The sequence below is a fragment of the Carnobacterium sp. CP1 genome, assembly GCF_001483965.1.
Lineage (GTDB): Bacteria > Bacillota > Bacilli > Lactobacillales > Carnobacteriaceae > Carnobacterium_A > Carnobacterium_A antarcticum.
On record NZ_CP010796.1, the window covers coordinates 409,782 to 433,910 of the forward strand.

The 24,129-nt window shown below is 38.2% G+C and carries 26 protein-coding genes; 22 read left to right on the forward strand and 4 right to left on the reverse strand.

Features of this window, described 5'->3' with window-relative positions; all coding sequences use genetic code 11:
• Positions 1–78: 78 nt before the first annotated feature.
• The 20 genes from NY10_RS02195 (at position 79) to NY10_RS02290 (ending at position 17,496) form a co-directional block, all read left to right on the forward strand.
• Positions 79–516 (forward strand): MarR family winged helix-turn-helix transcriptional regulator, encoded by a 438-nt coding sequence (locus tag NY10_RS02195; RefSeq protein ID WP_058918457.1) that lies wholly within the window; start codon positions 79–81, stop codon positions 514–516.
• A gap of 59 nt (positions 517–575) precedes the next feature.
• On the forward strand, positions 576–1,184 hold the full coding sequence (locus NY10_RS02200; protein ID WP_058918458.1) for an alpha/beta hydrolase: 609 nt from the start codon (positions 576–578) through the stop codon (positions 1,182–1,184).
• 405 nt (positions 1,185–1,589) lie between these two features.
• Complete coding sequence (locus NY10_RS02205) at positions 1,590–1,925, forward strand: DUF2187 domain-containing protein (RefSeq protein WP_058918459.1); 336 nt, start codon at positions 1,590–1,592, stop codon at positions 1,923–1,925.
• A gap of 340 nt (positions 1,926–2,265) precedes the next feature.
• Entirely contained in the window at positions 2,266–2,658 is a 393-nt protein-coding gene (locus tag NY10_RS02210) for a MarR family winged helix-turn-helix transcriptional regulator (protein ID WP_058920201.1), read from the forward strand.
• Between the two features lie 17 nt (positions 2,659–2,675).
• Positions 2,676–3,653 carry a beta-ketoacyl-ACP synthase III gene (locus NY10_RS02215; RefSeq protein ID WP_058918460.1) on the forward strand — a complete coding sequence of 326 codons (978 nt, stop codon included), beginning with the start codon at positions 2,676–2,678 and terminating at the stop codon, positions 3,651–3,653.
• A gap of 83 nt (positions 3,654–3,736) precedes the next feature.
• Positions 3,737–3,967: an acyl carrier protein gene (locus NY10_RS02220; protein WP_058918461.1), complete on the forward strand. Its 231-nt coding sequence runs from the start codon at positions 3,737–3,739 to the stop codon at positions 3,965–3,967.
• 27 nt (positions 3,968–3,994) lie between these two features.
• Entirely contained in the window at positions 3,995–4,954 is a 960-nt protein-coding gene (fabK, locus tag NY10_RS02225) for an enoyl-[acyl-carrier-protein] reductase FabK (protein WP_058918462.1), read from the forward strand.
• Between the two features lie 163 nt (positions 4,955–5,117).
• Entirely contained in the window at positions 5,118–6,068 is a 951-nt protein-coding gene (gene fabD, locus NY10_RS02230) for an ACP S-malonyltransferase (protein WP_058918463.1), read from the forward strand.
• Positions 6,069–6,106: 38 nt separating this feature from the next.
• On the forward strand, positions 6,107–6,844 hold the full coding sequence (gene fabG, locus NY10_RS02235) for a 3-oxoacyl-[acyl-carrier-protein] reductase (RefSeq protein WP_058918464.1): 738 nt from the start codon (positions 6,107–6,109) through the stop codon (positions 6,842–6,844).
• A gap of 19 nt (positions 6,845–6,863) precedes the next feature.
• On the forward strand, positions 6,864–8,105 hold the full coding sequence (gene fabF, locus NY10_RS02240) for a beta-ketoacyl-ACP synthase II (protein ID WP_058920202.1): 1,242 nt from the start codon (positions 6,864–6,866) through the stop codon (positions 8,103–8,105).
• Positions 8,105–8,605: an acetyl-CoA carboxylase biotin carboxyl carrier protein gene (gene accB / locus NY10_RS02245; protein WP_058918465.1), complete on the forward strand. Its 501-nt coding sequence runs from the start codon at positions 8,105–8,107 to the stop codon at positions 8,603–8,605. Before fabF ends, accB begins: the two co-directional genes overlap by 1 nt.
• 20 nt (positions 8,606–8,625) lie before the next feature.
• Complete coding sequence (gene fabZ / locus NY10_RS02250; protein ID WP_197408988.1) at positions 8,626–9,048, forward strand: 3-hydroxyacyl-ACP dehydratase FabZ; 423 nt, start codon at positions 8,626–8,628, stop codon at positions 9,046–9,048.
• A gap of 4 nt (positions 9,049–9,052) precedes the next feature.
• Positions 9,053–10,420 (forward strand): acetyl-CoA carboxylase biotin carboxylase subunit, encoded by a 1,368-nt coding sequence (locus tag NY10_RS02255; RefSeq protein ID WP_058918467.1) that lies wholly within the window; start codon positions 9,053–9,055, stop codon positions 10,418–10,420.
• 28 nt (positions 10,421–10,448) lie between these two features.
• Positions 10,449–11,297 (forward strand): acetyl-CoA carboxylase, carboxyltransferase subunit beta, encoded by an 849-nt coding sequence (accD, locus tag NY10_RS02260; RefSeq protein WP_058918468.1) that lies wholly within the window; start codon positions 10,449–10,451, stop codon positions 11,295–11,297.
• Between the two features lie 51 nt (positions 11,298–11,348).
• Positions 11,349–12,131: an acetyl-CoA carboxylase carboxyl transferase subunit alpha gene (locus NY10_RS02265; RefSeq protein ID WP_058918469.1), complete on the forward strand. Its 783-nt coding sequence runs from the start codon at positions 11,349–11,351 to the stop codon at positions 12,129–12,131.
• 174 nt (positions 12,132–12,305) lie between these two features.
• Complete coding sequence (locus NY10_RS02270) at positions 12,306–13,262, forward strand: hypothetical protein (RefSeq protein ID WP_058918470.1); 957 nt, start codon at positions 12,306–12,308, stop codon at positions 13,260–13,262.
• 242 nt (positions 13,263–13,504) lie between these two features.
• Complete coding sequence (tig, locus tag NY10_RS02275; protein WP_058918471.1) at positions 13,505–14,785, forward strand: trigger factor; 1,281 nt, start codon at positions 13,505–13,507, stop codon at positions 14,783–14,785.
• A 234-nt stretch (positions 14,786–15,019) separates the two neighbouring features.
• Positions 15,020–16,264, forward strand: coding sequence for an ATP-dependent protease ATP-binding subunit ClpX (gene clpX, locus NY10_RS02280; RefSeq protein ID WP_058918472.1), 1,245 nt, complete (start codon positions 15,020–15,022; stop codon positions 16,262–16,264).
• A 208-nt stretch (positions 16,265–16,472) separates the two neighbouring features.
• Positions 16,473–17,063, forward strand: coding sequence for a ribosome biogenesis GTP-binding protein YihA/YsxC (yihA, locus tag NY10_RS02285; protein ID WP_058918473.1), 591 nt, complete (start codon positions 16,473–16,475; stop codon positions 17,061–17,063).
• 103 nt (positions 17,064–17,166) lie between these two features.
• Complete coding sequence (locus NY10_RS02290; RefSeq protein ID WP_058918474.1) at positions 17,167–17,496, forward strand: nucleoside triphosphate pyrophosphohydrolase family protein; 330 nt, start codon at positions 17,167–17,169, stop codon at positions 17,494–17,496.
• A gap of 66 nt (positions 17,497–17,562) precedes the next feature.
• On the opposite strand, the gene NY10_RS12565 is transcribed toward NY10_RS02290, so the two are convergent.
• Positions 17,563–17,700 (reverse strand): hypothetical protein, encoded by a 138-nt coding sequence (locus tag NY10_RS12565; protein WP_156413256.1) that lies wholly within the window; start codon positions 17,698–17,700, stop codon positions 17,563–17,565.
• Positions 17,701–18,007: 307 nt separating this feature from the next.
• Between NY10_RS12565 and NY10_RS02295 the strand changes: the two genes are divergently transcribed.
• Both NY10_RS02295 and NY10_RS02300 read left to right on the forward strand, forming a co-directional pair.
• On the forward strand, positions 18,008–19,504 hold the full coding sequence (locus NY10_RS02295) for an ABC transporter substrate-binding protein/permease (RefSeq protein ID WP_058918475.1): 1,497 nt from the start codon (positions 18,008–18,010) through the stop codon (positions 19,502–19,504).
• Positions 19,497–20,222 carry an amino acid ABC transporter ATP-binding protein gene (locus NY10_RS02300; RefSeq protein ID WP_058918476.1) on the forward strand — a complete coding sequence of 242 codons (726 nt, stop codon included), beginning with the start codon at positions 19,497–19,499 and terminating at the stop codon, positions 20,220–20,222. Before NY10_RS02295 ends, NY10_RS02300 begins: the two co-directional genes overlap by 8 nt.
• A gap of 193 nt (positions 20,223–20,415) precedes the next feature.
• On the opposite strand, the gene NY10_RS02305 is transcribed toward NY10_RS02300, so the two are convergent.
• From NY10_RS02305 to NY10_RS02315, 3 genes are read right to left on the reverse strand one after another with little or no spacing between them, the layout of a single operon-like run.
• Positions 20,416–22,317 carry a PTS fructose transporter subunit IIABC gene (locus NY10_RS02305; RefSeq protein WP_058918477.1) on the reverse strand — a complete coding sequence of 634 codons (1,902 nt, stop codon included), beginning with the start codon at positions 22,315–22,317 and terminating at the stop codon, positions 20,416–20,418.
• Positions 22,318–22,344: 27 nt separating this feature from the next.
• Entirely contained in the window at positions 22,345–23,259 is a 915-nt protein-coding gene (gene pfkB, locus NY10_RS02310; protein ID WP_058918478.1) for a 1-phosphofructokinase, read from the reverse strand.
• Positions 23,256–24,008, reverse strand: coding sequence for a DeoR/GlpR family DNA-binding transcription regulator (locus tag NY10_RS02315; RefSeq protein ID WP_058918479.1), 753 nt, complete (start codon positions 24,006–24,008; stop codon positions 23,256–23,258). Before NY10_RS02315 ends, pfkB begins: the two co-directional genes overlap by 4 nt.
• Positions 24,009–24,129: the final 121 nt, after the last annotated feature.

Here is a 24,129-nt window from a genome sequence, read left to right on the forward strand (position 1 = left end):
AAGTTAAATGGTATATTTATCTCGATAAAGAGATAAACACGTTCGAGATAAAATGCATTTGTGAAAGGAAGTTCTTTAATGGATAGACAAGATAGATCTTTAAAAGCATTGACGGTCTTACTGCGCTCTTCTCAAAGTGTACAAGAAGTGATCAAAAAAGATATGATAAAGTATGGGGTAAATCCAACTGAATTTGCTGTACTTGAGCTCTTGTATCATAAAGGGGAGCAACAAATTCAACACCTGGGTAAAAAGATATTATTAGCTAGCAGCAGCATCACATATGTTGTAGACAAATTAGAAAAGAAAGGGTATGTAGAAAGAAAACCGTCCCCAACGGATCGAAGAGTCATTCACGCTAATATCACAGAAAGCGGCAAAGCATTCATGGATAACGCTTTTCCAAAACATAAAGAATTGATTGGACAGGTTTTTGAAGAGTTATCAGAAGAAGAAATTGAAACAGCTATCGTTATCTTGAAAAAATTAGGGTTACATGCGGTGGAAATAAAGTAAACGTTCTAACCAGGATGGTATTAATTTCATCTTGATATGCAGAAGCGAGGAGGAAAAAAATGATTCATTTATTTAAAAAAGGAATAAATCCTTCAAGCTCCACATTACTTTTATTGCACGGCACAGGTGGAGATGAAAAAGATTTATTGCCATTAGCACATGTGATCGATAAAGATGCTGCTATTTTAAGTGTACGAGGCAATATTTTGGAAAATGGTATGCCTCGGTTTTTTAAGCGATTAGCCGAAGGCGTCTTTGATGAAGAAAGTTTGAAAACAGAAACAGAAAACTTGTATCATTTTATCAAAAAATCAGCTGAACAATATGGTTTTGATTCTACTAATGTAATTGCTTTAGGTTACTCAAATGGTGCAAATATTGCTGCTAGTTTATTGTACCATTACCCAAATGTATTAAATGGAGCAATCTTGCATCATCCAATGGTTCCATTAAGGAATATTGAATTACCTGATTTAACGAACACGCCTATTTTTATTGGGGCTGGCATCAACGACCCTATATGTCCGGCTGAGGAAAGCAAAGAATTAAAAAATACGCTCGAAGCAGCAGGAGCTGAAGTGACTATTGAATGGGGCAATCAAGGCCATTCTCTAACTCAACTTGAAGTAACCGCAGCTGCTAATTGGTATCGTCGACAATTTTATTAATAATAGCATTTGAAAGTAAGAGCTGAGGTTTATATCTCGGCTTTATTTTTTTGTTCTAGCCGCAGAGTGTCTTTATGAATGGACTCGTTATCAAATCGTGTTGATGATTCTTTGGGTTTTAAATTTCCTTCGAAACTTACGTGGTTACTTGTAGAAAACCATGGGATCTCTTTGAGCCTTGTGAGTCTCCAGGTTTCCAAGATTGTAGAATAAAGTCATTTCACCTGGCATCATCAAAAATGATAGAACTTATAAATACTGTTTTCAGGGCATCAAGTTAAGGTCGTTTAAAAAGCGGTGATTTATACACATTTCATTTTGATGAGAAATGTGTTATAATAGTATAACGAGAGATAAAATATTCGGGTTACGTTCTTTAAGAACCAAAGAAATGAGGGAATTTACGTGGGAAACAAAATAACCAAAGAAATTCAATCGTTAGTTGAGGTTGAGCTTCGAAAAGGAGCCAGCAAATCAAGAATTGCGACTCTTTTAGGCGTGCCGTATGATGAAGCAAACGAAATCATCGACGAAATCAAAGCTTCTTTCAGACCAGATTTAGGCGATCAAATCATTTTTTCTTTTAGAGATGAAAAGATGGCTGGAACTATTGTTAAGTTATTAAACAATAGTGCTGTTGTCGAAATTTACTGGGAAAAATCTTCTGAAAAGATGAAAGATATTATGGAGACGAAGACAATTGTAAACTTTAAAGATATTGTTGAATTTGTTCATAAGTAAATCGAGAATTTAAACCGATGCAAAAAACATTCACCCATTAAAAGCGGGTGAATGTTTTTTTGTTTTTCAAAACTCCGCAAAAAAGATAGATATGAGAAAAAGATAAAATAAAAAAATGCTGCATAAAGCTTCATTTTTCAACATCCATCAAGAGAGAAGAAATTAAATACAATTTTATTCTTGACAGACACATGTTTTAATAATATAGTTTGATAGTCAAATGATTTGATGTTCAAAGTAATTTCGGATTTTGGCAAAATGAAAGAATGGAGGAGTTGATGTGGACGATTTATTAGTTCATGAAATTAATTCTTATTTAATCACAATATTTAATGAAATTATGATTATTGAAGAAGATGCACTCCAAGGAAGCACATTTAAAGATATTTCCATAAAAGAAATGCATACTATTGAAGCTATCGGAATGTATCGCGTGCATACGACCTCAGAAGTTGCCAAAAAATTAGCTATTACTGCTGGGACATTAACGGTTTCTGTCAATAACCTAGTTAAAAAAGGGTACGTTGAGAGGATACGTAGTGAAACAGATCGACGAGTCGTTAAATTAGGGTTAACTAAAAAAGGGCGTCTGCTTTACCGTTTACATGATAAATTTCATCGTGACATGGTTAAAGAAACTGTTGTTGGGATGAAAAAGGAAGAAGCCGAAGTTTTGATTAAAGGTTTAAGAAATCTTCACGGTTTCTTAGATGAAATAAAAAATAATTTATAAGAACAGAGTTGAACTCGATGCAAGCAAAAATTATTGGTACCGGGAGCTATGTTCCTAAAAAAGTAGTTTCCAATGAGATGCTAGAAAGTTTAATGGATACAAATGATGAATGGATCAAAACGAGGACAGGGATTGAAAAACGGCGCATAAGCGAAGAAGAGAATACTTCTGTTCTTTGTGGAAAAGCAGCTCAAAGCATTCTTGATAAAGCAGGCGTTGCGGCTGAAGAAATCGATTTGATCATTGTCGCTACCATGTCACCGGATTATTTAAGTCCTTCAACGGCTTGTTTGGTTCAAGATTTTCTTGGTGCTAAACAAGGAATGGCGTTTGATATAAGCGCAGCGTGCTCAGGATTTATTTATGCTTTATCTGTTGCTGAAAAAATGTTGCAAAGCGGAGGGTTCCGTTATGCTCTTGTTTTAGGCGGAGAAGTTATGTCTAAAATCATTAATTGGGAAGACCGCAGCACAGCTGTTTTGTTTGGCGATGGTGCTGGTGGGGTTTTATTAGAACGGACAGATCATGAAGGCAGTTTTCTAGGCGAAGACATCCATGCAGATGGGAGTCGAGGCTTAGCTTTAACGACTGGTTCATTAGCTGTTCAAAATCCTTACAGCTCTCAAAAAGAGTTGAATGATGTATTTTTAAAAATGGAAGGTCGAGCTATTTTTGATTTTGCTATCCGTAGTGTGCCTCAAAGCATTCGGACGGTTGCAGAAGCTGCAAATCTTTCCTTATCCGATATCACTCGAATCATTCCGCATCAAGCGAATTCACGAATCATTCAAGCTATCGCAAAAAAATTAAAAATTCCTAATGAGCAGTTTGCATTGAATATTGCTAATTATGGAAATACTTCAGCAGCAAGCATACCCATTTTATTAGACGAGCTTGTCACAGCTGGTGAATTGACTCTTGGAACTAAAGAGAAAATTATATTAACTGGATTTGGTGGAGGACTTACTTGGGGCTCCATGCTCATCCAACTTTAAACAGGTAACAATCAGCTCGCTTAAGCTATAAAAAAATTAAGCAAAAATAAACTAAAAAAACAACTTAAATGGAGGAAATAAAAATGACATTCGAAAAAATTCAAGCAATTATCGTGGACCAATTAGACAAAGAGGAAGAAGAAGTACAATTAGATACAAACTTCCGTGAAGATTTAGAAGCAGATAGTTTAGACTTATTCCAAATCATCAATGATATTGAAGACGAATTCGATATTAAAATTGAATCTGAAGAAGGATTAACAACGGTTCAAGATATCGTAACTTTTGTAGAAGCAGAATTAGCTAAAAAATAATGCAATCATTAGAAAGAGGGAACCTATATGCAGTCTGAATTAATTGAAAAACTTGGTATCAAGTATCCAATCATTCAAGGCGCTATGTCATGGGTAGCAGATCCAAGTCTAGTAAGTGCGGTTTCAAATGCAGGCGGTTTAGGAATCCTAGCTTGTGGGCATGCAACAGCAGACACTGTTCGTGAGTTGATTAGAGAAACAAAAGCTCTAACCGACAAACCTTTTGGAATCAACGTATTACTACTCTCTCCACATGTAGATGCAGTCGTAAAAGTTGTCTGCGAAGAAAGAATACGAGTAGTGACAACAGGTGCAGGAAGTCCTGGAAGATACATGGAGCAGTTTAAAGCAGTTGGAACGGTTGTTATTCCTGTAGTTGCGTCAGTTGCATTAGCAAGACGGATGCAACAAGATGGAGCAGATGCTATTATCTGTGAAGGAATGGAAGCCGGCGGACATATCGGTAGAACGACTACGATGAACTTAGTTCCGCAAGTCGTCGATGCTGTTTCTATCCCTGTTATAGCCGCTGGAGGTATCGCGGATGGTCGCGGAGTGGCTGCTATTATGTCACTAGGAGCTTCAGCAGCTCAGCTTGGAACCCGTTTTGTAGTTGCTTATGAAAGTAATGCACATCGCAATTTTAAAGATTCTATTTTAAAAGCAAAAGATATTGATACTGTAGTAACTGGTTTAATTACTGGACACCCTGTACGTGTTTTACGTAACAAACTAACCCGTCAATACTTAAAAGTAGAAAAAGAAATTACTAGTGATGAAAAACCAGATTTTGATCGCTTAGAAGCCATTGGAAAAGGAGCTTTAAAACGGGCAGTTGTCGATGGAGACAAAGATACCGGTTCGTTCATGTCGGGACAAAGTGCAGGACTAGTCAAGAAAGAACAAAGTTGTGAAGAAATCATCCATGAATTAATGTATGAATATAAAGAAGTAATCAAAAAACAAGCAGAACTTCTATCATTGTAGAAGCATATGTTTAAGTCATTAAAATACCAGAAAGCTGAAAGAAGTTTCTATTAGCTTCCAAGGATTTCTGGTTATTTTTATGGAATGACTGTTTCTTTTATTCGTGTATCAGTGAATCGGATGATTTTTTTCAAATAAAAAGCTAATTAAAGGAGTCACCAATATGAAGATAGCTTTTGTATACAGTGGTCAAGGTGCTCAATACTACGGTATGGGAAAAGAGCTCTATGATGAATACGAAGTCGTCCAAAATGTCTTTAATACAGCGAGTGCTGCTCTAGAAATGGATGTCGCCTCACTTTGTTTTGAAGAAAATGAATTGCTGAATCAAACGACTTACACGCAGCCTGCTATTTTGACGCTCAGCACAGCGATTGACGCTTTACTGAAAGAAAAAGGGATTCAACCTGACGTTGTAGCTGGTTTAAGTCTAGGCGAATACAGTGCTTTTGTGAAAGCTGAAGTATTGGAATTCACTGCAGCAGTCAACTTAGTGAAAAAGCGTGGTCAGTATATGACGGATGCAGTGCCATTAGGCGAAGGTGCTATGAGTGCTGTAATGGGATTAGACCGTGAAACGATTAGTGAAGCTTGTCAAGAAGCGAGTGTTTTAGGTGTTGTTTCTCCAGCAAACTACAACATGCCCGGTCAAATTGCTATCGCGGGTATTAAGGCTGCAGTCGAAAAAGCTGGGGAAATTTTACTAGAAAAAGGCGCTAAGCGGGTTATTCCGTTACAAGTGAGTGGTCCATTCCATACCGAATTGCTCCTGCCTGCTGCACAGCAGTTAGCCAAAGCTTTAAAAGAGGTAGCGATTCAAGATCCCGCTTTACCCATTGTCAGCAATACAACGGCTAAAGTGTTTTCTGACAAGGCAGAGATTGCCGATATAATGGTCAAGCAAGTGATGTCCCCTGTTTATTGGGAAGACAGTGTGAAAACGATGATTGATCTAGGTGTAGATATCTTTATCGAAGTAGGGCCAGGGAAAACATTAAGCAGCTTCATTAAAAAAATTGATAAAACTGTTCTCACATTAAATGTGGAAAACAAAAAATCGTTAGAAAAAACGTTAACGAAATTAGCAGCTTTGAAAGCAGAGAACCAGGTATAACGTACTTGCTTTTAACTATATAAAAAAGGAATGAGTTCATGACGTTAGAAAACAAAACCGTTATCGTCACAGGTAGTTCTAGAGGAATTGGAAAAGCAATTGCTTTAGCATTTGCAAAAGCCGGAGCAAACATTGTTTTAAATGGACGGAAACCGATTCCAACGGAACTAGTTGAAGAAGTCCAAGCATATGGTGTTAAGGTACATACCATTCTTGGAGATATGAGTGACTTTGAAAGTGCCAAACGATTAATTGAAGAAACCAAAGAAGTATTTGGCAGTGTAGATGTTTTAGTTAACAATGCCGGTATCACAAACGACAAGCTTTTGATGCGGATGTCTGAAGAAGATTTCGACCAGACAATTGCGGTCAATTTAAAGGGAACGTTCAATACGATTCGGCATGCGACAAAAGTTATGTTGAAACAACGAAGCGGGACGATCATCAACTTATCAAGTGTTGTTGGTTTAGTCGGAAATGTCGGACAAGCAAACTATGCAGCTAGTAAAGCGGGCGTAGTAGGCCTGACAAAATCGGCGGCTAGAGAGTTGGCAGCTAGAGGAATCACAGTCAATGCGATTGCTCCAGGATTCATTGAAACTGAGATGACTGATGTCTTAGCAGATAAAATGAAAGAACAAGCTGTCGGACAAATACCTTTAAAACGGTTTGGTCAAGTGGAAGACGTTGCGCGAGCTGCAGTTTTTCTAAGCGAAAACAACTATATTACCGGCCAAGTGATCAATATCGATGGCGGTATGGTAATGAATGGTTAAAGAAGGAGGAACAACAGATATGAACCGTGTAGTAATTACAGGAATGGGTGCTGTTACACCTTTAGGAAATACAGTAGATGAATTCTGGGATGGTTTAAAAGCCGGTAAAAACGGGATTGCACCTATTACAAAATTTGATGCAAGTGAAACAGGTATTAGTGTAGCGGGGGAATTGAAAGATTTTGACGCAACCAACTATATGCCGCGAAAAATCTCGAAACGAATGGATGAATTTTCAAGATACGGTGTTGCTGCAGCTGTTCAAGCTGTTGAAATGAGCGGAATCGATACAGAAAAAACAGATATGGACCGTTTTGGTGTCATTGTTGGTTCTGGTATTGGCGGGTTGAATGCTATGCAGGAACAAATCATCAAAATGCACGACAAAGGACCGCAACGTGTTGCACCTTTCTTTGTACCAATGGCTATCGGAAATATGGTCGCTGGTAATATTTCAATTGCAATCGGAACGAAAGGAATCAATACATCGATCGTGACGGCTTGTGCTTCAGGAAATAACGCTATTGGGGAAGCTTACCGCAACATCAAACACGGCTATTCAGATGCTATTTTAGCTGGAGGAGCAGAAGGAATGATCAACGAAATCGGGATTTCGGGATTTGCGGCTTTAACGGCGCTTTCTACGAGTACAGATCCGGATCGTGCGTCGATTCCATTTGACAAAGAACGCCACGGTTTTGTCATGGGTGAAGGTGCTGGTGTTCTATTGCTGGAAAGTCTAGAACATGCGTTGGAACGCGGAGCAACGATTTATGGAGAAGTAGTCGGTTATGGCTCAACAGGTGATGGTTACCATATGACAGCACCTACTCCTGATGGCAGCGGAGCAGGTAAAGCTATGCTTAATGCTATGGCAGAAGCAGGGATCAAAGCTGAAGAAGTAGGCTATATTAATGCTCATGGAACAAGTACGCCGGCAAATGATTCAGCGGAAACTATGGCGATCAAATATGCTTTTGGTGAAGAAGGAGCTAAAAAAGTTGCTATTTCTAGTACTAAGAGTATGACCGGGCACTTATTAGGAGCTGCGGGAGCAATTGAAGCTATTGCATGTGTGAAAGCCTTAGAAGAAGATTTCTTACCGCCAACTATCGGTTTGACAGTAAAAGATGAAAACTGTGATTTGGATTATATTCCAAATGTAGGAAGAAAAGCGGACGTTCGTTACGCTTTAAATAACTCATTAGGATTCGGTGGCCATAATGCCGTCACTTGTTTCAAAAAATGGGAGGGACAGTAATGGATTTCTCACAAGTCAAAGAATTGCTTGCATTAGTAGATCATTCGGAGTTAACGGAATTTGATTTACAAATAGACAATGTAACCATGCGAATGAGCAAAAACAGTATTTCGACCCAACAAACGGTCCAAACTACTGCTCCTAATCAAGCAACGGAAGCACCGTCTGCTGGACAGCACCAGAATGCAGCACCTCAAACAGCATCTTCTCTTCAAAAGGATGCTATCACAGCATCGGAAACGATTGAAGTAGAAGAAATAAAAGAAGGCCATATTGTTCAATCGCCGCTTGTAGGAGTAACGTACATGGCGCCTTCACCAGATCAAGACGTTTTTAAAAAAGTTGGCGATCCAGTCACCGTTGGCGAAACGTTGTGTATTGTTGAAGCAATGAAATTAATGAATGAAATCAAAAGTGATATCGAAGGCACAATAGCTGAAGTCTTTATTGAAGATGAGCAAGTTGTCGAATACAACCAACCACTTTTCAGAATCGTCTAGGAGGAAATAAAATGACCAAAATGAATATTGCAGAAATCCAAGAACTAATCCCCAACCGTTACCCGATTTACTTTATTGACCGTGTAGATGAAATGATTCCAGGTGAACGTGTAGTAGCATTGAAAAACGTTACGATCAACGAAGAAGTTTTTCAAGGGCACTTCCCAGGCGAACCTGTTTTGCCAGGCGTTTACATTTTAGAAAGTTTAGCACAAGCAGGTTCTATTCCGTTGTTGCAATTAGATCGTTTTAAAGGAAAAACAGCTTATTTAGGTGGCATGAACAAAGTTAAATTCCGTAAAAAAGTTGTTCCTGGAGACCAATTGGTTTTGGAAGTTGATATTATTAAATTAAAAGAATATGCTGGTATCGGTAAAGGCGTAGCTTACGTTGATGGCAAAAAAGTTTGCGAAGTCGAATTAACGTTTATTATTGGAAGATAACCGCATGTTCGATAAAATTTTAATTGCAAACCGCGGTGAAATTGCAGTCCGGATCATACGCGCTTGTCGCGAATTAGGGATTCAAACTGTCGCGGTTTACTCAGAAGCAGACCGAGACGCATTGCATATGCAGTTAGCGGATGAAGCTATCTGTATTGGTCCAGCAAAAGCTACAGATTCTTATTTAGACATGCAAAGCATTTTAAGTGCAGCAGTTGTAACACATTCCCAGGCTATTCATCCTGGGTTTGGTTTTTTATCAGAAAACAGCACTTTTGCGACTATGTGTAAAGAGATGAACGTGACTTTCATTGGACCGGATCCTGAAACCATTGATCAAATGGGAAATAAATCTAATGCCCGAGATTTAATGATCCAAGCAGGAGTCCCGGTTATTCCTGGAAGTGATGGTTTTATCACCGATACTGATAAAGCTAAAGAACTTGCAGACAAGTTAGGTTATCCAGTAATGGTAAAAGCCGCTGCGGGTGGCGGAGGAAAAGGAATTCGTAAAGTATTTAACAGCGAAGAACTTGTTCCAGCTTTTAATAGTGCTAAAAATGAAGCAAAAGCTGCTTTTGGCGATGATCGTATGTACATGGAAAAAATCATTGAACATGCCCGCCACATTGAAGTACAAATATTAGGAGACCACTATGGAAATATTATTCATTTAGGTGAACGCGATTGCTCGTTACAACGCAACAATCAAAAAGTGATTGAAGAATCACCATCTGTGGCGATTAGTGAAGAACAACGCCAATCTTTAGGCGAAACGGCGATTCGTGCTGCAAAACATGTTGGCTATAAGAACGCTGGCACCATCGAATTTTTATTGGATCAAAATGGAGATTTCTACTTTATGGAAATGAACACGCGTATCCAAGTGGAACATCCAGTTACCGAAATGGCAACTGAAATCGATATTGTCAAAGAACAATTAACGATTGCAAGTGGCGGCGAGTTGACAATTCAACAATCAGATGTCAAACTTACAGGACACACGATCGAATGTCGAATCAATGCTGAAAATCCAGCGTTTAATTTTGCTCCTTCACCGGGTAAAATCACTTATTTGTTGATGCCAAGTGGCGGAAATGGGTTACGTGTTGACAGTGCAATGTTTGCAGGCTATGTGATTCCGCCTTACTACGATGCTATGATCGCTAAAATCATCGTAAAAGGCGCAGACCGAGCTGAGGCGATAGCCAAAATGAAACGTGCATTAGGAGAATTAGTCATTGAAGGCATTATCAGCAATCAATTTTTCCAAGAAGATTTATTAGAAGATGAACGGTTTGTTAATGGAGAATACGATACGAGTTTCTTGCAGGATGTCTTTCTTAAAGAATGGGAACCGCGTGTTGAATAATCCATCAAGGTTGTAAAGAGGTGAGAAAGTGAGACTGTTTAAAAAACGAGCTTTTATTCCAATTACTAAAAGTTCACAACTCGAAGATGAAAAAAACGCTCCTAAAGTACCCGATGGCATGTTTACACAATGTCCTAATTGCAAACGGGCTATTTATGGAAAAGACTTAGGATCAGAAAAGATTTGTCCAGAATGTGGTTATACTTTTAGAGTAGGCGCCCAAGAAAGAATTCAGCTTACTGTAGATGAGGATAGCTTTGAGGAATGGAATTTGGACGTCGTAACTGAAAACCCTCTTGATTTTCCTGGTTATGAAGAAAAAATCCAAACGATTCAAAAAAGAACAGGATTGCATGAAGCAGTTGTGACTGGAAAAGCACGAATCGAAGGTATGGAAACAGCGATTTGTGTGATGGATTCCTCTTTTATTATGGGAAGTATGGGAAAAGTAGTTGGGGAAAAAATCACCCGTACATTTGAGCGGGCGCTTAACGAGTCATTGCCGGTTATTATTTTCACGGCTTCCGGTGGAGCTCGGATGCAAGAAGGCATTTTATCTTTAATGCAAATGGCAAAAATTAGTGGAGCGGTAGCTCGCCATAGTGAAGCGGGTTTACTGTACATCACTGTTTTGACAGATCCGACAACCGGCGGGGTCACGGCTAGTTTTGCTATGCAAGGAGATATTATTCTTTCAGAACCTAGAGCTTTAGTAGGGTTTGCTGGCAGACGCGTTATTGAACAAACGATTAAAGAGACACTGCCCGATGATTTTCAATTGGCAGAATCTGTTTTGAGAAATGGGTTTATTGATAAAATCGTTCCGAGAAAGGACCTTAGACAAACACTAGGGCTTTTACTAGAACTGCATCAATAAGTAGGAAAACGCAGTTAAGAAAGAAACTTTGTATAAGAGAAGGTGAAACATTTGAGCGAAGCGATCGAGATTGTCGCCTTGGCCAGGAAAACGTCACGCTTAACGGCTTTAGAAATAATTGAATCGATTTTTGAAGGGTTTATTGAGTTTCATGGAGATCGTTCTTTTCGTGACGATAAAGCCATTGTAGGAGGCATAGCAACCTTAAATGGTCAACCCGTTACCGTAATCGGCAACCAAAAGGGACATGATTTAAAAGAAAATATTGAACGAAACTTTGGGTCGCCTCATCCTGAAGGCTACCGAAAAGCTTTGCGTTTAATGAAACAAGCAGAGAAATTTAAACGACCGATCGTCACGTTGATCAATACATCAGGAGCTTACTGTGGTGTGGAAGCTGAAGAAAGGGGACAAGGTGAAGCTATTGCTCGAAATCTAGTAGAAATGAGCCAGTTAAAAGTCCCAGTTCTTTCCATTATCATCGGTGAAGGCGGCAGCGGTGGAGCACTTGCGTTAGCTATGGGAAACCAAGTTTGGATGATGGAGCATACAATGTACTCTGTTCTTTCTCCAGAAGGCTTTTCGTCAATCTTATGGAAGGATGCCTCCAGATCCAATGAAGCTGCTGAGATTATGAAGTTAACAGCTCAGGATTTACTAGGTTTGGACATAATCGACCAAATCATCCCCGAGGTACAAGAAGGCGAATTGCTAACGCATGACGCTATTCTGATAAACTTGCGTAAACAAATAGCGAAAGAGTTAAGCAATTTGTCTGCTAAAACTCCTGCTGAGTTGGTTGAAGAAAGATACCAACGTTTCAGAAAATATTGATGAATAAAACAAGCACATGCTCAGTTCAACTGAATGGTGCTTGTTTTTCATTGTGTTTCGTTATAGAAAAATGAAGCGGGAGAGGTTAAACAAGATGCTTCGCAAGATCACAAAACCTATGGTACACTGGGAACAGACAAAAAGGGTATCTTACGAAAAGATTGGGTGAACAATGTGGGAGAAAAGATTGAATTTCCTAAAAATTATGAACTTTATTTAAAACAAGCGATGGAACAATTCAATGCTGGGAATATGCAAGAAGCCGCTAATTACTTTAAAGAGGCTTACAGCATTGAACAAGATAAAACAGTTAATACTTTCTATGTGACGGCTTTATACCAAATAGGTGAGTATCGAAAAGCTAAAGAAATTGCCGATACGCAGTTCGTTTTTTATCAGAGTGAAGAACGGTTATATGCCTTTTATACTTCTGTCTTGATCAAAGCTCATTTCTTTGATCAGGCAACACAAATCATCAAAAAAGAACTGACTAAAATGAAAAACCTTGACTCAATTGCTGTTTGGCAAGCGTTGTCAGAAATGAACATTAACGAAAAAGCGGAAGATGAGCACCAGAAAGAAAAACGGCATCAAGAAATCCTGAAAAATGCTTTTTCAATGGGCAATCAATCTTTTGAAAAACAAGCGCAAACTATAAAAGAGATAGAGACGTTGCCGCTTGATTTATTTATTAAAGCAGCTAAAACGTTATTGGCTAATCCTTTTGTGAATGGAATCGCTAAAGCATCGGTCATTGAGCACTTGATCCTGCACCAAGTCAATGAATCGTTCACGATCGATTGGTTTACTGAACAACGGACGATAGTGCCTATAAAATTGACAATGCTGGCAAAAAATAAGACCGTTCAGATTGTAGCGGCTTTATTAAAAGAAGAAATCGAAAACAATGATCCTGTTTTGTATCAAGCTATCCATCAAGAAGCCAATCTGCATTTTATGTTACTGTATCCATTTATTGATGAAGTGATTACGTTGCCTGACTATTGGATTGATTTGTACCGAGAACGTTATGAGATAGATTATCAAGCTGAAATGATCGATTCTACAGCACATTTGCTGATGAAAGAATGGATGAAGAAATTAAACGAAGAGATACAAGGATGGATCTGACAAAATAGCCTTATGGCATCATCTAATTAATGCATCAGTCCATTCGATAAAGGTTCATTTGTACACCTTCAAAAGAAGATAATGAACCTAAGTCCCAGATTTGGACTCAAACAGAAAAATAAATCCGAATTTTTCCGGGTTTCAACGGTTTGTATTTACAAAATTTCAGTGATAGTGTAAGATTAGGGAGTATGCAATTTTAAAAGATTGCCAAAAATAGAGTGTTTCGGAGGGAAATATACATGACTGCAAAATGGGAAAAAAAAGGCACCAATGATGGTGTTTTAACATTTGAAATTTCAGAAGAAAAAATCCAAGAAGGCATGACTACAGCTTTCAACAAAGTGAAAGGTACTTTAAACGTACCAGGTTTCCGTAAAGGGAAAGTTTCACGTCAAGTATTTAATAAAATGTACGGCGAAGAAGCACTTTTTGAAGACGCATTAAATGCTGTATTACCTGCAGAATATGATGCAGCAGTAAAAGAGTCAGGAATCGATCCAGTTGACCAACCGAAAATTGATGTTAAATCAATGGAAAAAGGACAACCATGGGTTATCGAAGCAGCGGTCACTGTTAAACCTGAAGTAAAATTAGGCGAATACAAAGGCTTAACGATCGAAAAACAAGATCGTGAAGTTACTGATGCGGATGTTGAAGAAAACTTAGAAACAAAACGCGCTGCTCAAGCAGAATTAGTATTGAAAGAAGATGCAGCAGTTGAAGGCGATACAGTTGTTATCGATTTTGATGGATACAAAGACGGTGTTGCTTTTGAAGGTGGAAAAGGCGAAAATCATTCACTAGAAATCGGATCAAATTCTTTCATTCCAGGATTCGAAGAACAATTGATCGGGGCAAAAGCTGGCGATGAATTAGATGTTACTGTCACTTTCCCTGAAGACTACCATGCTGAGGATTTAAAAGGCGCTGAAGCAGTCTTTAAAGTGAAAGTTCACGAAGTAAAAGCAAAAGAATTACCAGCATTAGATGATGAGTTTGCTAAAGATGTAGATGAAGAAGTTGAAACATTAGCAGCATTGAAAGAAAAAATCAAAACTCAATTAGTTGAAGCTAAAAATGCTGCAGCAGACGAGGCGATTGAAGAATCTGCTATCCGCCAAGCAGTAGAAAATGCAACAATTGAAGACTTGCCATGGGCTATGGTCCATGACGAAGTTCACCGTCAAATGGACATGTTCTTAAACGATATGCAACGCCAAGGTGTTTCTCCTGAAATGTACTACCAAATCACTGGTACAAAAGAAGAAGACTTACACAAACAAATGGAAGGCGATGCTGATTTAAGAACTCGTACTAACTTAGTTCTTGAAGCAGTCGTTGAAGCTGAAGCTTTTGAACCATCTGAAGAAGAAGTAGAAGCAGAAATCAAAAACTTATCAGAACAATACGGTATGGAAGAAAAAGCAGTTCGTGCTGCATTGACTCCTGAAATGTTGAAACATGATATTTCAATGAAAAAAGCAATTGACTTAATTACTTCTACAGCTGTAGAAAAATAATTTTTTAGATCAGTTCAATTTAAATGAAAATTGAAGAGAAGAACTTCAAAGGTTAATAAACTTTTGAGGTTCTTTTCTGTTAGGATGAAGTCACTAAAACTACGAATAGAATCATGGCAATGCAAGTGAGATTATGCTATGATTATTAGTGTTTGAAGTAAGCTTACCGTTGTTTATGCAGCAGGTTTGCTATGAAGTAACGAGTATGAATGAAGAATAGAGGTGGGCAAGTAGATGTTTGTTGATGAAGAAACTAAAGGACCTGTAAATTGTTCATTTTGTGGGAAATCCCAGGACCAAGTGAAAAAAATCGTTGCAGGACCAGGAGTCTATATTTGTAATGAATGTATCGACTTATGTAAAGAAATTATTGATGAGGAATTTAGCGATGCAGGTTACGGTGAATTTTTAGAAGTGCCAAAACCGCAAGAAATTAGAAGCATTCTGAATGATTATGTGATCGGACAAGAACAAGCTAAAAAAGCTCTTTCTGTTGCAGTCTATAACCATTATAAACGTGTCAATCAAATTGGAACTGAAGAAGATGGTGTGGAACTGCAAAAAAGTAACATCTGTCTAATTGGGCCTACAGGATCAGGAAAAACGTTCTTGGCACAAAGTTTGGCTCGTATTCTAAATGTTCCATTTGCAATTGCAGATGCGACCAGTTTAACTGAAGCAGGTTATGTTGGTGAAGACGTTGAAAACATTTTACTAAAATTAATGCAAGCAGCTGACTACGATGTAGAACGCGCTCAAAAAGGCATTATTTATATCGATGAAATTGATAAAATTGCTCGAAAAAGCGAAAATGTTTCTATCACACGTGATGTTAGTGGTGAAGGTGTCCAACAAGCTTTGCTGAAGATCTTGGAAGGCACAGTTGCGAATATTCCGCCACAAGGTGGAAGAAAACACCCTAACCAAGAATTTATTCAATTGGATACTAGCAATATACTCTTTATTGTTGGTGGAGCTTTTGATGGAATCGATAAAATCGTTAAAAACCGAATGGGTGAAAAAGTGATTGGTTTTGGGTCTGGTAAAAAAGTATTGGATCAAAATGCCAGTGTCATGCAACAAATCAACCCTGAAGATTTATTGAAATTTGGTTTGATTCCTGAATTTATCGGACGTTTGCCAGTAATGGCAGCTTTAGAGAAGTTAACTGAAGATGATTTAGTGCATATTCTGACACAACCTAAAAACGCATTAGAAAAACAATATAAAAAATTAATGATGTTGGATAATGTTGAATTGGAATTCGAAGAGAAAGCTCTTAGGGAGATTGCTAAAAAAGCGATCGAACGGAATACTGGAGCTCGGGGATTACGTTCAATTATTGAAAGCATCATGTTGGAAATCATGTTTGATTTACCTAGTCGTCCAGAGATCGCTAAATGCGTTATCACGGAAGAAACAGTAATCGGAGATGGCCAACCAGATTTTTATACTGTTGAGGGTCAAAAAATCGTTTAAGATAGACAAAAGAAGCCGTCATTATCCATCTTTTGATTTGGATAATTTCTGGTTTCTTTTTTAAAAAAGAAGAATAAACGCATTTTGTCATTTAATTCCTAAAAATAAGGGAAGCTGAACAGATTCTGATCAAAAATAAAGTCCTGTTTTTGCTACTGATATATGGTAGAATAATGGAAGAATTTAGTTTAGAGATGGAGATTAAAATATGAAAGTTAACAAAGCTGATATCGTGATTAGTGCAGTTTCACCAGCACAATACCCAAATACGGGCTTGCCAGAAATTGCGCTTGCTGGACGTTCAAATGTAGGGAAGTCATCATTCATCAATACATTGATCAACCGTAAAGGGTTGGCGCGTACTTCGAGTAAACCTGGTAAAACACAAACACTTAATTATTATATTATTGAAGACCAATTTTATTTTGTTGATGTTCCTGGCTACGGCTATGCAAAAGTATCTAAAACAGAACGGGCGAAATGGGGCGAAATGTTAGAAACTTATTTTACTCAAAGAGAACCTTTAAAGGCGACCCTATGCGTTATTGACTTTAGACACCCAGCTACTGTAGACGATAAACAAATGTATGAGTTTCTTAAACACTTTAATATTCCTGTGATTGTTGTTGCCACAAAAGCAGATAAAATATCTAAAAGTAAATGGAATAAACATGTGAAAATCGCTAAAGAATCATTAGGATTTGATCCAGCAGATGATTTCGTTTTGTTTTCATCTGAAACAGGGGAAGGCAAAGAAGAAGCGTGGAGTTTGATTGAAGGTTATTTGAAAAAAAAGTAATTTTTCTGGCAGATAAATAGAAGTGTGTTTTTTAATTGTAAAAAGTTAATAAAAATGACTAGTATTTAAAGAGCGTGAGTATGGATAAAAGGGGTTCATAATAATGGAGTTTAATGAATATCAAAAATTAGCAAATCGTACTTTATATGGAAATGAACAAGTATTGACTAATTGTGCGCTAGGCGTAGCCAGCGAAGCAGGCGAGTTAGTAGACTTAATTAAGAAATACACTTTTCATGGGTATGATTTGGATAAAAAAGAGCTTGTCAAAGAAATGGGTGACGTTCTTTGGTACTTGTCTCAAATTGCTGAGTGGGCAGATATTTCTTTTGAAGAAGTAGCCATTCAAAATATTGAGAAGTTAAAACGTCGCTACCCCGATGGCTTTTCTGAAGAAAGAAGCCAAAAACGAACTGAACATGAACCTATTTGATTTTCATAACTAAAGCCCCCTTGCTATACGGTATGTATAGCGAGGGGGCTTTTTGATTACATTGTTTTATTTAGAGGATAGTTCATTATGATTGTCTTTGTCCTCTTCAGTTTCATCTTTTTTAGTAGTGGCTTCTTCTGGGTCTAGTACGAATTTGTGAAATAAATCGTCTAAACTAGTTTCAACTTTAGATAATTGTCCCATATTATACCTCCTATTTAAAGCTATTCTTATCTTAACGCCATTGGACAAAAAATGCCACTATTTTATTTCAGTACATCTTCCAAAAGTATATATAGAAAAAATGCGTCCCTTTTAATTTTTAACAGTAAGACAGAAACTTCTGGCATTGAAAATCTTTAACAATTCTTTTTATTCAGTATATTATGCATAAAAAGATATAAATAAGAATAAACAACGGAGATATGTTTTATATATTGCATAAATATCCTTGTTCTGCTACACTACAGAGGTGTTTAAGAAAATGCAGAAAGAGAAAAGAGGAAATAAAATGAAAAGAAAGTCGCTTGTTACTGCTCTACTTATCCTGTTTACTGCTCTAATTAGTTTTACTATGCCATCTTTGCAAGTGGCAGCAGCAGATACTTCATTATCAGATGTCCAATCAAAAGGAACGTTGACTATTGGAACGAGCGCTGATTTTCCGCCATATGAATTTCACGCTACTGTTAATGGCAAGGATGAAATCGTCGGAATGGATATATCTATTGCTCAAAAAATTGCTGACGATTTAGGCGTAACATTGGAAATACAAGATATGGGATTTGATAGTCTGTTGCCTGCTTTGGAAGTAAATAAAGTAGACATGATTCTAGCAGGTATGAGTCCTTCTGAAGAACGAAAAAAAAGTGTTGATTTTTCTACTGTTTATTATACAGGAGGGCAAAATTTAGTTGTCCGTCAATCTGATGAAGGCATCTATCAAACTAAAGATGATCTGCATGGGAAAAAAATTGGAGTTCAAACAGGCTCATTACAAGAAACATTAGCCCAGAAACAAATGCCGGATTCTGATTTGTTGAGTTTATCAAAAATCACCGATTTGATTCTAGCTTTAAAAACGAACAAAATAGAAGCTATCGTAATGGAAAAACCAAGTGCGACTGCTTACGTTTCAAATGATACAGGATTAGTTACTTTTGATGGAGCGTTTGAATTGGCTGAAGGTGAGCAAGGAACAGCGATCGCTTTTAAAAAAGGTACTCAAACCCTTTTAGAGAGTGTCAATGATTCTCTTGTAGAAATAAAAGAGGGAAATTTAATTGAAGGGTATTTAAAAGAAGCTGGAGAACACTTGAAAGATAGTCAAGGTGGAACGATTGATTCAGAAGACGCCGAAGACACAGGGTCAAATACAATGATCAACTATTGGAACTATTTTGCCAAAGGAACGGGTTATACCATTCTGATATCTGTTTCAAGTGTATTATTCGGAAGCATTTTAGGAATATTTTTGTCCTTGATGCGTATGGCGGATAATAAAGTTATCCGCGGTTTGGCTACCGCTTATGTCGAATTTGTTCGTGGGACGCCAATGATGATCCAAGTAATGTTCATCTATTTTGCAGTAGGATACTTAGTAAATATCCCTGCTTTAGCTTCCGGCATCATTGCGGTTTCTTTGAACAGCGGAGCCTATATCTGCGAAATTATCCGTTCAGGATTAAATTCCGTATCTAAAGGACAAGCAGAAGCAGCAAGAAGTTTAGGGATGAGCAAGAAGCTTTCAATGCGATATATTATTTTCCCGCAAGCGCTAAAAAATATTTGGCCAGCCTTAGGAAATGAATTTATCACGGTCATTAAAGAAAGCTCGATTGTGTCGATTATTGGTGTAAGTGATTTGATTTTCCAAACAAAAGTCGTCACTTCAGTTTCATATCGTGGGATTGCACCGTTAGCTGTTACGATGGTCATTTATTTTGTTTTAACTTTTAGCTTAACAAAACTGTTGAATTATTATGAAGGGAAGATGAATCATGATTAAATTTAACCATTTAAAAAAATCTTTTGATAAAAATGAAGTCTTGATCGACATTAATGGAGAAGTAAAAAAAGGGGAAGTCGTCGTGATCATCGGACCATCAGGATCGGGTAAAAGCACGTTGCTGCGGTGCTTAAATTTACTGGAGACTCCGACAAGCGGTGAAATTATTTTTGAAGATATTGCTTTAACAGGACTTAACGAAACAAAGTTAAATCAATTGCGAGAAAAAATGGGAATGGTCTTTCAAAGTTTTAATTTATTTCCACATTTGTCTGTGTTAGATAATTTAAAAATAGCGCCGATCAAAGTTAAAGGAATGCCTGAAACAGAAGCGGAAAGCCAGGCGCGAAGATTGTTGAAACAAGTGGGTTTAGAAGACAAAGATACAGCTTATCCAGCTAGTTTATCGGGTGGTCAGCAACAACGAGTAGCTATCGCACGTGCATTAGCAATGAACCCAAAAGTCATGTTGTTTGATGAACCGACATCTGCATTGGATCCTGAAATGGTAGGAGAAGTTTTAAAAGTTATTCAAGATTTAGCAGAAACCGGAATGACGATGGTTGTTGTGACTCATGAAATGGGATTTGCTAAGCAAGTAGCTGATCGCGTCATTTTTATGGACGCAGGTTATATTGTAGAAGAAGGAACTCCAGAACAGCTCTTTGATCACCCGGAACATAACCGAACCAAAGATTTTTTAGCAAAAGTATTATAAAAAAATGGGAGTGAGACAAAAAGCGTTTAGACCCGAATCACTGGAACGAATAAGCGCAGTATGGTCACAGACCATCGAGCATTATTCGTGAAGTGGACGTCGGGTCTGCTTTTTGGAACACGTTCTAGAATAAATATTCGGATATGCAAAAGAGGTTGGGACTTTTGTCCCAACCTCTTTTTTTTGTTTCTTCTTAGTTCATTGCTTCGTTTGTATCGTTAACGGTTTTTTTCCAAAAGCCTAAAATCAGGGCAGAAACAGCCGTTCCAATCGCTAATGCTGCCAAGAATAGCAAGGCGTGGTTTGAAAGACCAATAGCGAAGATGCCACCGTGCGGCGCTGGAATAGTGATATCCCAGAATTGAGTTAAGCCGCCAGCAATTGCTGCTCCGATAACCGATGATCCGATAATGCGTAATGGATCAGCAGCCGCAAAAGGAATAGCTCCTTCAGTGATAAAAGAAAGCCCTAAAACATAGTTTGTGATTCCTGATTTTCTTTCGTCTTCTGTAAATTTGTTTTTAAATAGTGTACTTGCAACAGCGATTGCTAGAGGCGGAATCATACCACCAGCCATAACAGCAGCCATCAAACTACCGTCACCTGTATCAGTGAAGATACCTATTGAAAAGGCATATGCCGCTTTATTAAATGGACCTCCCATATCAATAGCCATCATTCCGCCCAATAATGCGCCTAGTAACACAGCATTTCCTGTACCAAGGTTTTCTAGGAAGTTAACCATAGCTGTATTGATTGTTGAGAAGACCGGATCAATGATGAAATACATTACTAGACCAATAAGGAGTAGACTAAGAACAGGATACAATAAGATTGATTTTAAACCTTCTAATGACTTTGGCAATCCTTTCAACAATCGTCTTAAAAGAAGAATAGAGTAACCGGCTAGGAAACCAGCAGCTAATCCACCTAAGAAACCAGCGTTGCTTTGGACGGCCATTAATCCACCAACCATCCCTGGCATCAAGCCTGGACGATCGCCGATACTCATGGCGATATAACCTGCCAAGATAGGAATCAAGAAGTTAAAAGCATTGCTACCTAAAGAGTTTAAGAACGTGAAGATCTCGCTGCTTTCTCCAAAGTAAGGTTCTACAAAGAAAGAAAGAGCCAAGACGATCCCGCCGCCGACAACGAAAGGCAACATATGAGAAATTCCGTTCATTAAATCTTTATAAACTTTACTAATAATAGAGCCGTTGCCTTCATCGCTGTCTTCAGTGTCTTTTTCACCACTAGCATGATAGGTTGGTGCTTGTTGATTCATAGCTTTGGTGATCAACTCTTCAGATTTACGAATACCATCGCTGACGGGTCGCTGCAAAAGGTGTTTTCCATCAAAACGAGCCATTTCGACATTTTTATCAGCAGCGACGATAACGCCGGCTGCACGTTCGATATCAGCTGCGGTCAACCGGTTTTTAACGCCTTCAGTTCCGTTGGTTTCAACTTTGATATCAACGCCCATTTCAGCAGCTTTTTTCTTCAAAGCATCTTCAGCCATATACGTATGAGCAATACCAGTTGGACAAGCCGTTACGGCAATAACAAATGGGCGATCAGCATCAGGAGTTTTAGTTGCTTCTGCTTGTTGTTCGGCTTTTTCATCTGCTAGCCGTTTTTGTTCTGCTTCTGTAAATAATGTTTGGACTTCATCAGGTGTCGTTGTTTCTTTTAGAGAAGCAACAAATTCAGGGTTTATCAGCAACCGAGACAAGCCAGCTAGAGCTTGTAAATGCGTATCATTTGCCCCTTCAGGAGCCGCGATCATGAAAAACAGATGGGTAGGTTGTCCGTCTAGTGCTTCGTAATCAACTCCGGCAGTACTTTTTGCAAATAAAACGGTAGCTTCGTTGACAGCTGTTGTTTTTGCATGCGGCATAGCGATTCCATCGCCTAGCCCTGTAGAAGTTTGGGCTTCTCTAGCCATAATGCCTTGTTTAAACAAAGCTGGGTCATTGAGGCGCTTCTTTGAAGCCAGACTAGCGATCATTTCGTCAATCGCTGCTTCTTTAGTTGTTGCTTTTAGATCCATGATCATGACATCTTTAAGCAATAAGTCATTGATATTCATTTTTTTTCCTCCTATGGGTACTGTTTTTTAATTTAATACTGTTAGTTGAACTTGAGAAATCAGGTTATCGATATCTTCTTTTTTTGCCAAATCATCTGAAAAAGCTGTGGCACTTCCAGTAGCGACACTTGTTTGAAAAGCAAGCAGCGGGTCATTCGTTCGGACTAACGTTCCAATAAATCCAGCTACCATTGAATCGCCAGCTCCAACGGAATTTTTCACTTGTCCTTTAGGGACCGTTGAAAGATAGACCTTATCAGCAGTGAAGAATAAAGCGCCATCGCCAGCCATTGAGACCAAAGCATACGTTGCTCCCATTTCGATCAGTTTTTTCCCATAAGGAACCATTTCTTCAACGCTGTTAAAAGTGACTTGGAACAATTCCGCTAATTCATGGTGATTGGGTTTAACTAATATAGGATGAGAAGGAAGAGCATCTAATAGTGATTGACCTGTTGTATCTACAGCAAATTTTGCGCCTGCAGCGGTAACTCGTTCAATAATAGATTGATAAAAATCTGCTGGTAATGCCGGCGGTTGGTTTCCTGAAAGAATCACTAAGTCATCAGCTGTTAATGTATCAAATTGTGCTAGTAAGGCATTCGCTTCTTTGTCAGTGATTTTTGGACCTTGAGCGTTAATTTCAGTTTCTTGGTCGGATTTCAATTTGACGTTGATTCGGGTGTCGTCTTGCACCTGAGTAAATTGAGTATGAACTCCTTCTTTTATCAACCAATTTTGAATGAATTGGCCGGTAAAGCCACCTAAAAAACCTAATGTAGTAGTAGGCAGTTGAAGACTGTGCAGCACCCGTGATACATTGATGCCTTTTCCGCCAGGTAATTTTAAATCCCGCTTCATTCGGTTCAAATCGCCCATTTTAAAATCAGCGACTTCAACAATGTAATCAATAGAAGGGTTAAGAGTTACCGTATATATCATTTTGTGACCTCCTTAATAGATGTTTGAGAAAAATATTTTTTATATAAAGCATGATCCATAGCCTCAGTCACAATAGTGGCATCTTCTAGTTCACAAACTTTTACAAAATTAACTTTATTAAACTTCGTTTGATCGGCTAAAACAAATGTTTTAGCGCTGTGCAAATGAGCCTGTTTCTTTACGGCAGCTTCTTCGGAATCAGGGGTAGTATAACCGAATTCAACATCGATCCCATTCATTCCTAAAAAACACTTATTGAAACGATAGTCTCCCATTTGCTGAAGACTTGTAGTGCCAATAATCGCTTTCGTTGTCGCTTTGATTTTTCCGCCAAGCAAAATCGTTTCTGTTTGTTGGTCCGCCAGCAACGAAGCATGTTGAATACCATTGGTAACGACTCGAACGTTTTTGTCTTTTAAAAAAGGAATCAAGTAAATAGTTGTTGTCCCAGCATCCAAATAAATCGTATCATTTTCTTCAATGAAAGAAGCAGCTAATTCAGCAATCGCTTTTTTTTCTTGAACGTTTTTGAACGTTTTTTCAGTAGCGGACAATTCCTCATCTAAATGATAAACCCGTTTTGCTCCTCCATGTATCCGAATCAATTCGCCTGCTTCTTCTAATAATGCTAAGTCTCGTCGAATAGTAGATTCAGAACAATCTAGTGCTGTCATTAGGTCTTGCGACTTTACGAGTCCAGATTGTTTCAATTGCACGAGGATAAAGTTATGTCGTTCTTCCGTTAACATATCATCACTCCCATCGCCTTATAATACCATCAAAATCAACCAAAAACAATCAATTAACAAGCGGTTACACCTAATTGTAATAAAACTCTACAAGTGTTATACTTGTTATAGAGCAAGTATA

Excerpts from the sequence above, each read along its gene's own strand:
- NY10_RS02195 (WP_058918457.1), top strand. The coding sequence starts at position 79 with ATGGATAGACAAGATAGATCTTTAAAAGCATTGACGGTCTTACTGCGC.
- NY10_RS02200 (WP_058918458.1), top strand. The coding sequence starts at position 576 with ATGATTCATTTATTTAAAAAAGGAATAAATCCTTCAAGCTCCACATTA.
- NY10_RS02210 (WP_058920201.1), top strand. The coding sequence starts at position 2,266 with ATGATTATTGAAGAAGATGCACTCCAAGGAAGCACATTTAAAGATATT.
- NY10_RS02215 (WP_058918460.1), top strand. The coding sequence starts at position 2,676 with ATGCAAGCAAAAATTATTGGTACCGGGAGCTATGTTCCTAAAAAAGTA.
- NY10_RS02220 (WP_058918461.1), top strand. The coding sequence starts at position 3,737 with ATGACATTCGAAAAAATTCAAGCAATTATCGTGGACCAATTAGACAAA.
- fabK (WP_058918462.1), top strand. The coding sequence starts at position 3,995 with ATGCAGTCTGAATTAATTGAAAAACTTGGTATCAAGTATCCAATCATT.
- fabD (WP_058918463.1), top strand. The coding sequence starts at position 5,118 with ATGAAGATAGCTTTTGTATACAGTGGTCAAGGTGCTCAATACTACGGT.
- fabG (WP_058918464.1), top strand. The coding sequence starts at position 6,107 with ATGACGTTAGAAAACAAAACCGTTATCGTCACAGGTAGTTCTAGAGGA.
- fabF (WP_058920202.1), top strand. The coding sequence starts at position 6,864 with ATGAACCGTGTAGTAATTACAGGAATGGGTGCTGTTACACCTTTAGGA.
- accB (WP_058918465.1), top strand. The coding sequence starts at position 8,105 with ATGGATTTCTCACAAGTCAAAGAATTGCTTGCATTAGTAGATCATTCG.
- fabZ (WP_197408988.1), top strand. The coding sequence starts at position 8,626 with ATGAATATTGCAGAAATCCAAGAACTAATCCCCAACCGTTACCCGATT.
- NY10_RS02255 (WP_058918467.1), top strand. The coding sequence starts at position 9,053 with ATGTTCGATAAAATTTTAATTGCAAACCGCGGTGAAATTGCAGTCCGG.
- tig (WP_058918471.1), top strand. The coding sequence starts at position 13,505 with ATGACTGCAAAATGGGAAAAAAAAGGCACCAATGATGGTGTTTTAACA.
- clpX (WP_058918472.1), top strand. The coding sequence starts at position 15,020 with ATGTTTGTTGATGAAGAAACTAAAGGACCTGTAAATTGTTCATTTTGT.
- yihA (WP_058918473.1), top strand. The coding sequence starts at position 16,473 with ATGAAAGTTAACAAAGCTGATATCGTGATTAGTGCAGTTTCACCAGCA.
- NY10_RS02290 (WP_058918474.1), top strand. The coding sequence starts at position 17,167 with ATGGAGTTTAATGAATATCAAAAATTAGCAAATCGTACTTTATATGGA.
- NY10_RS12565 (WP_156413256.1), bottom strand. The coding sequence starts at position 17,700 with ATGGGACAATTATCTAAAGTTGAAACTAGTTTAGACGATTTATTTCAC.
- NY10_RS02295 (WP_058918475.1), top strand. The coding sequence starts at position 18,008 with ATGAAAAGAAAGTCGCTTGTTACTGCTCTACTTATCCTGTTTACTGCT.
- NY10_RS02300 (WP_058918476.1), top strand. The coding sequence starts at position 19,497 with ATGATTAAATTTAACCATTTAAAAAAATCTTTTGATAAAAATGAAGTC.
- NY10_RS02305 (WP_058918477.1), bottom strand. The coding sequence starts at position 22,317 with ATGAATATCAATGACTTATTGCTTAAAGATGTCATGATCATGGATCTA.
- pfkB (WP_058918478.1), bottom strand. The coding sequence starts at position 23,259 with ATGATATATACGGTAACTCTTAACCCTTCTATTGATTACATTGTTGAA.
- NY10_RS02315 (WP_058918479.1), bottom strand. The coding sequence starts at position 24,008 with ATGTTAACGGAAGAACGACATAACTTTATCCTCGTGCAATTGAAACAA.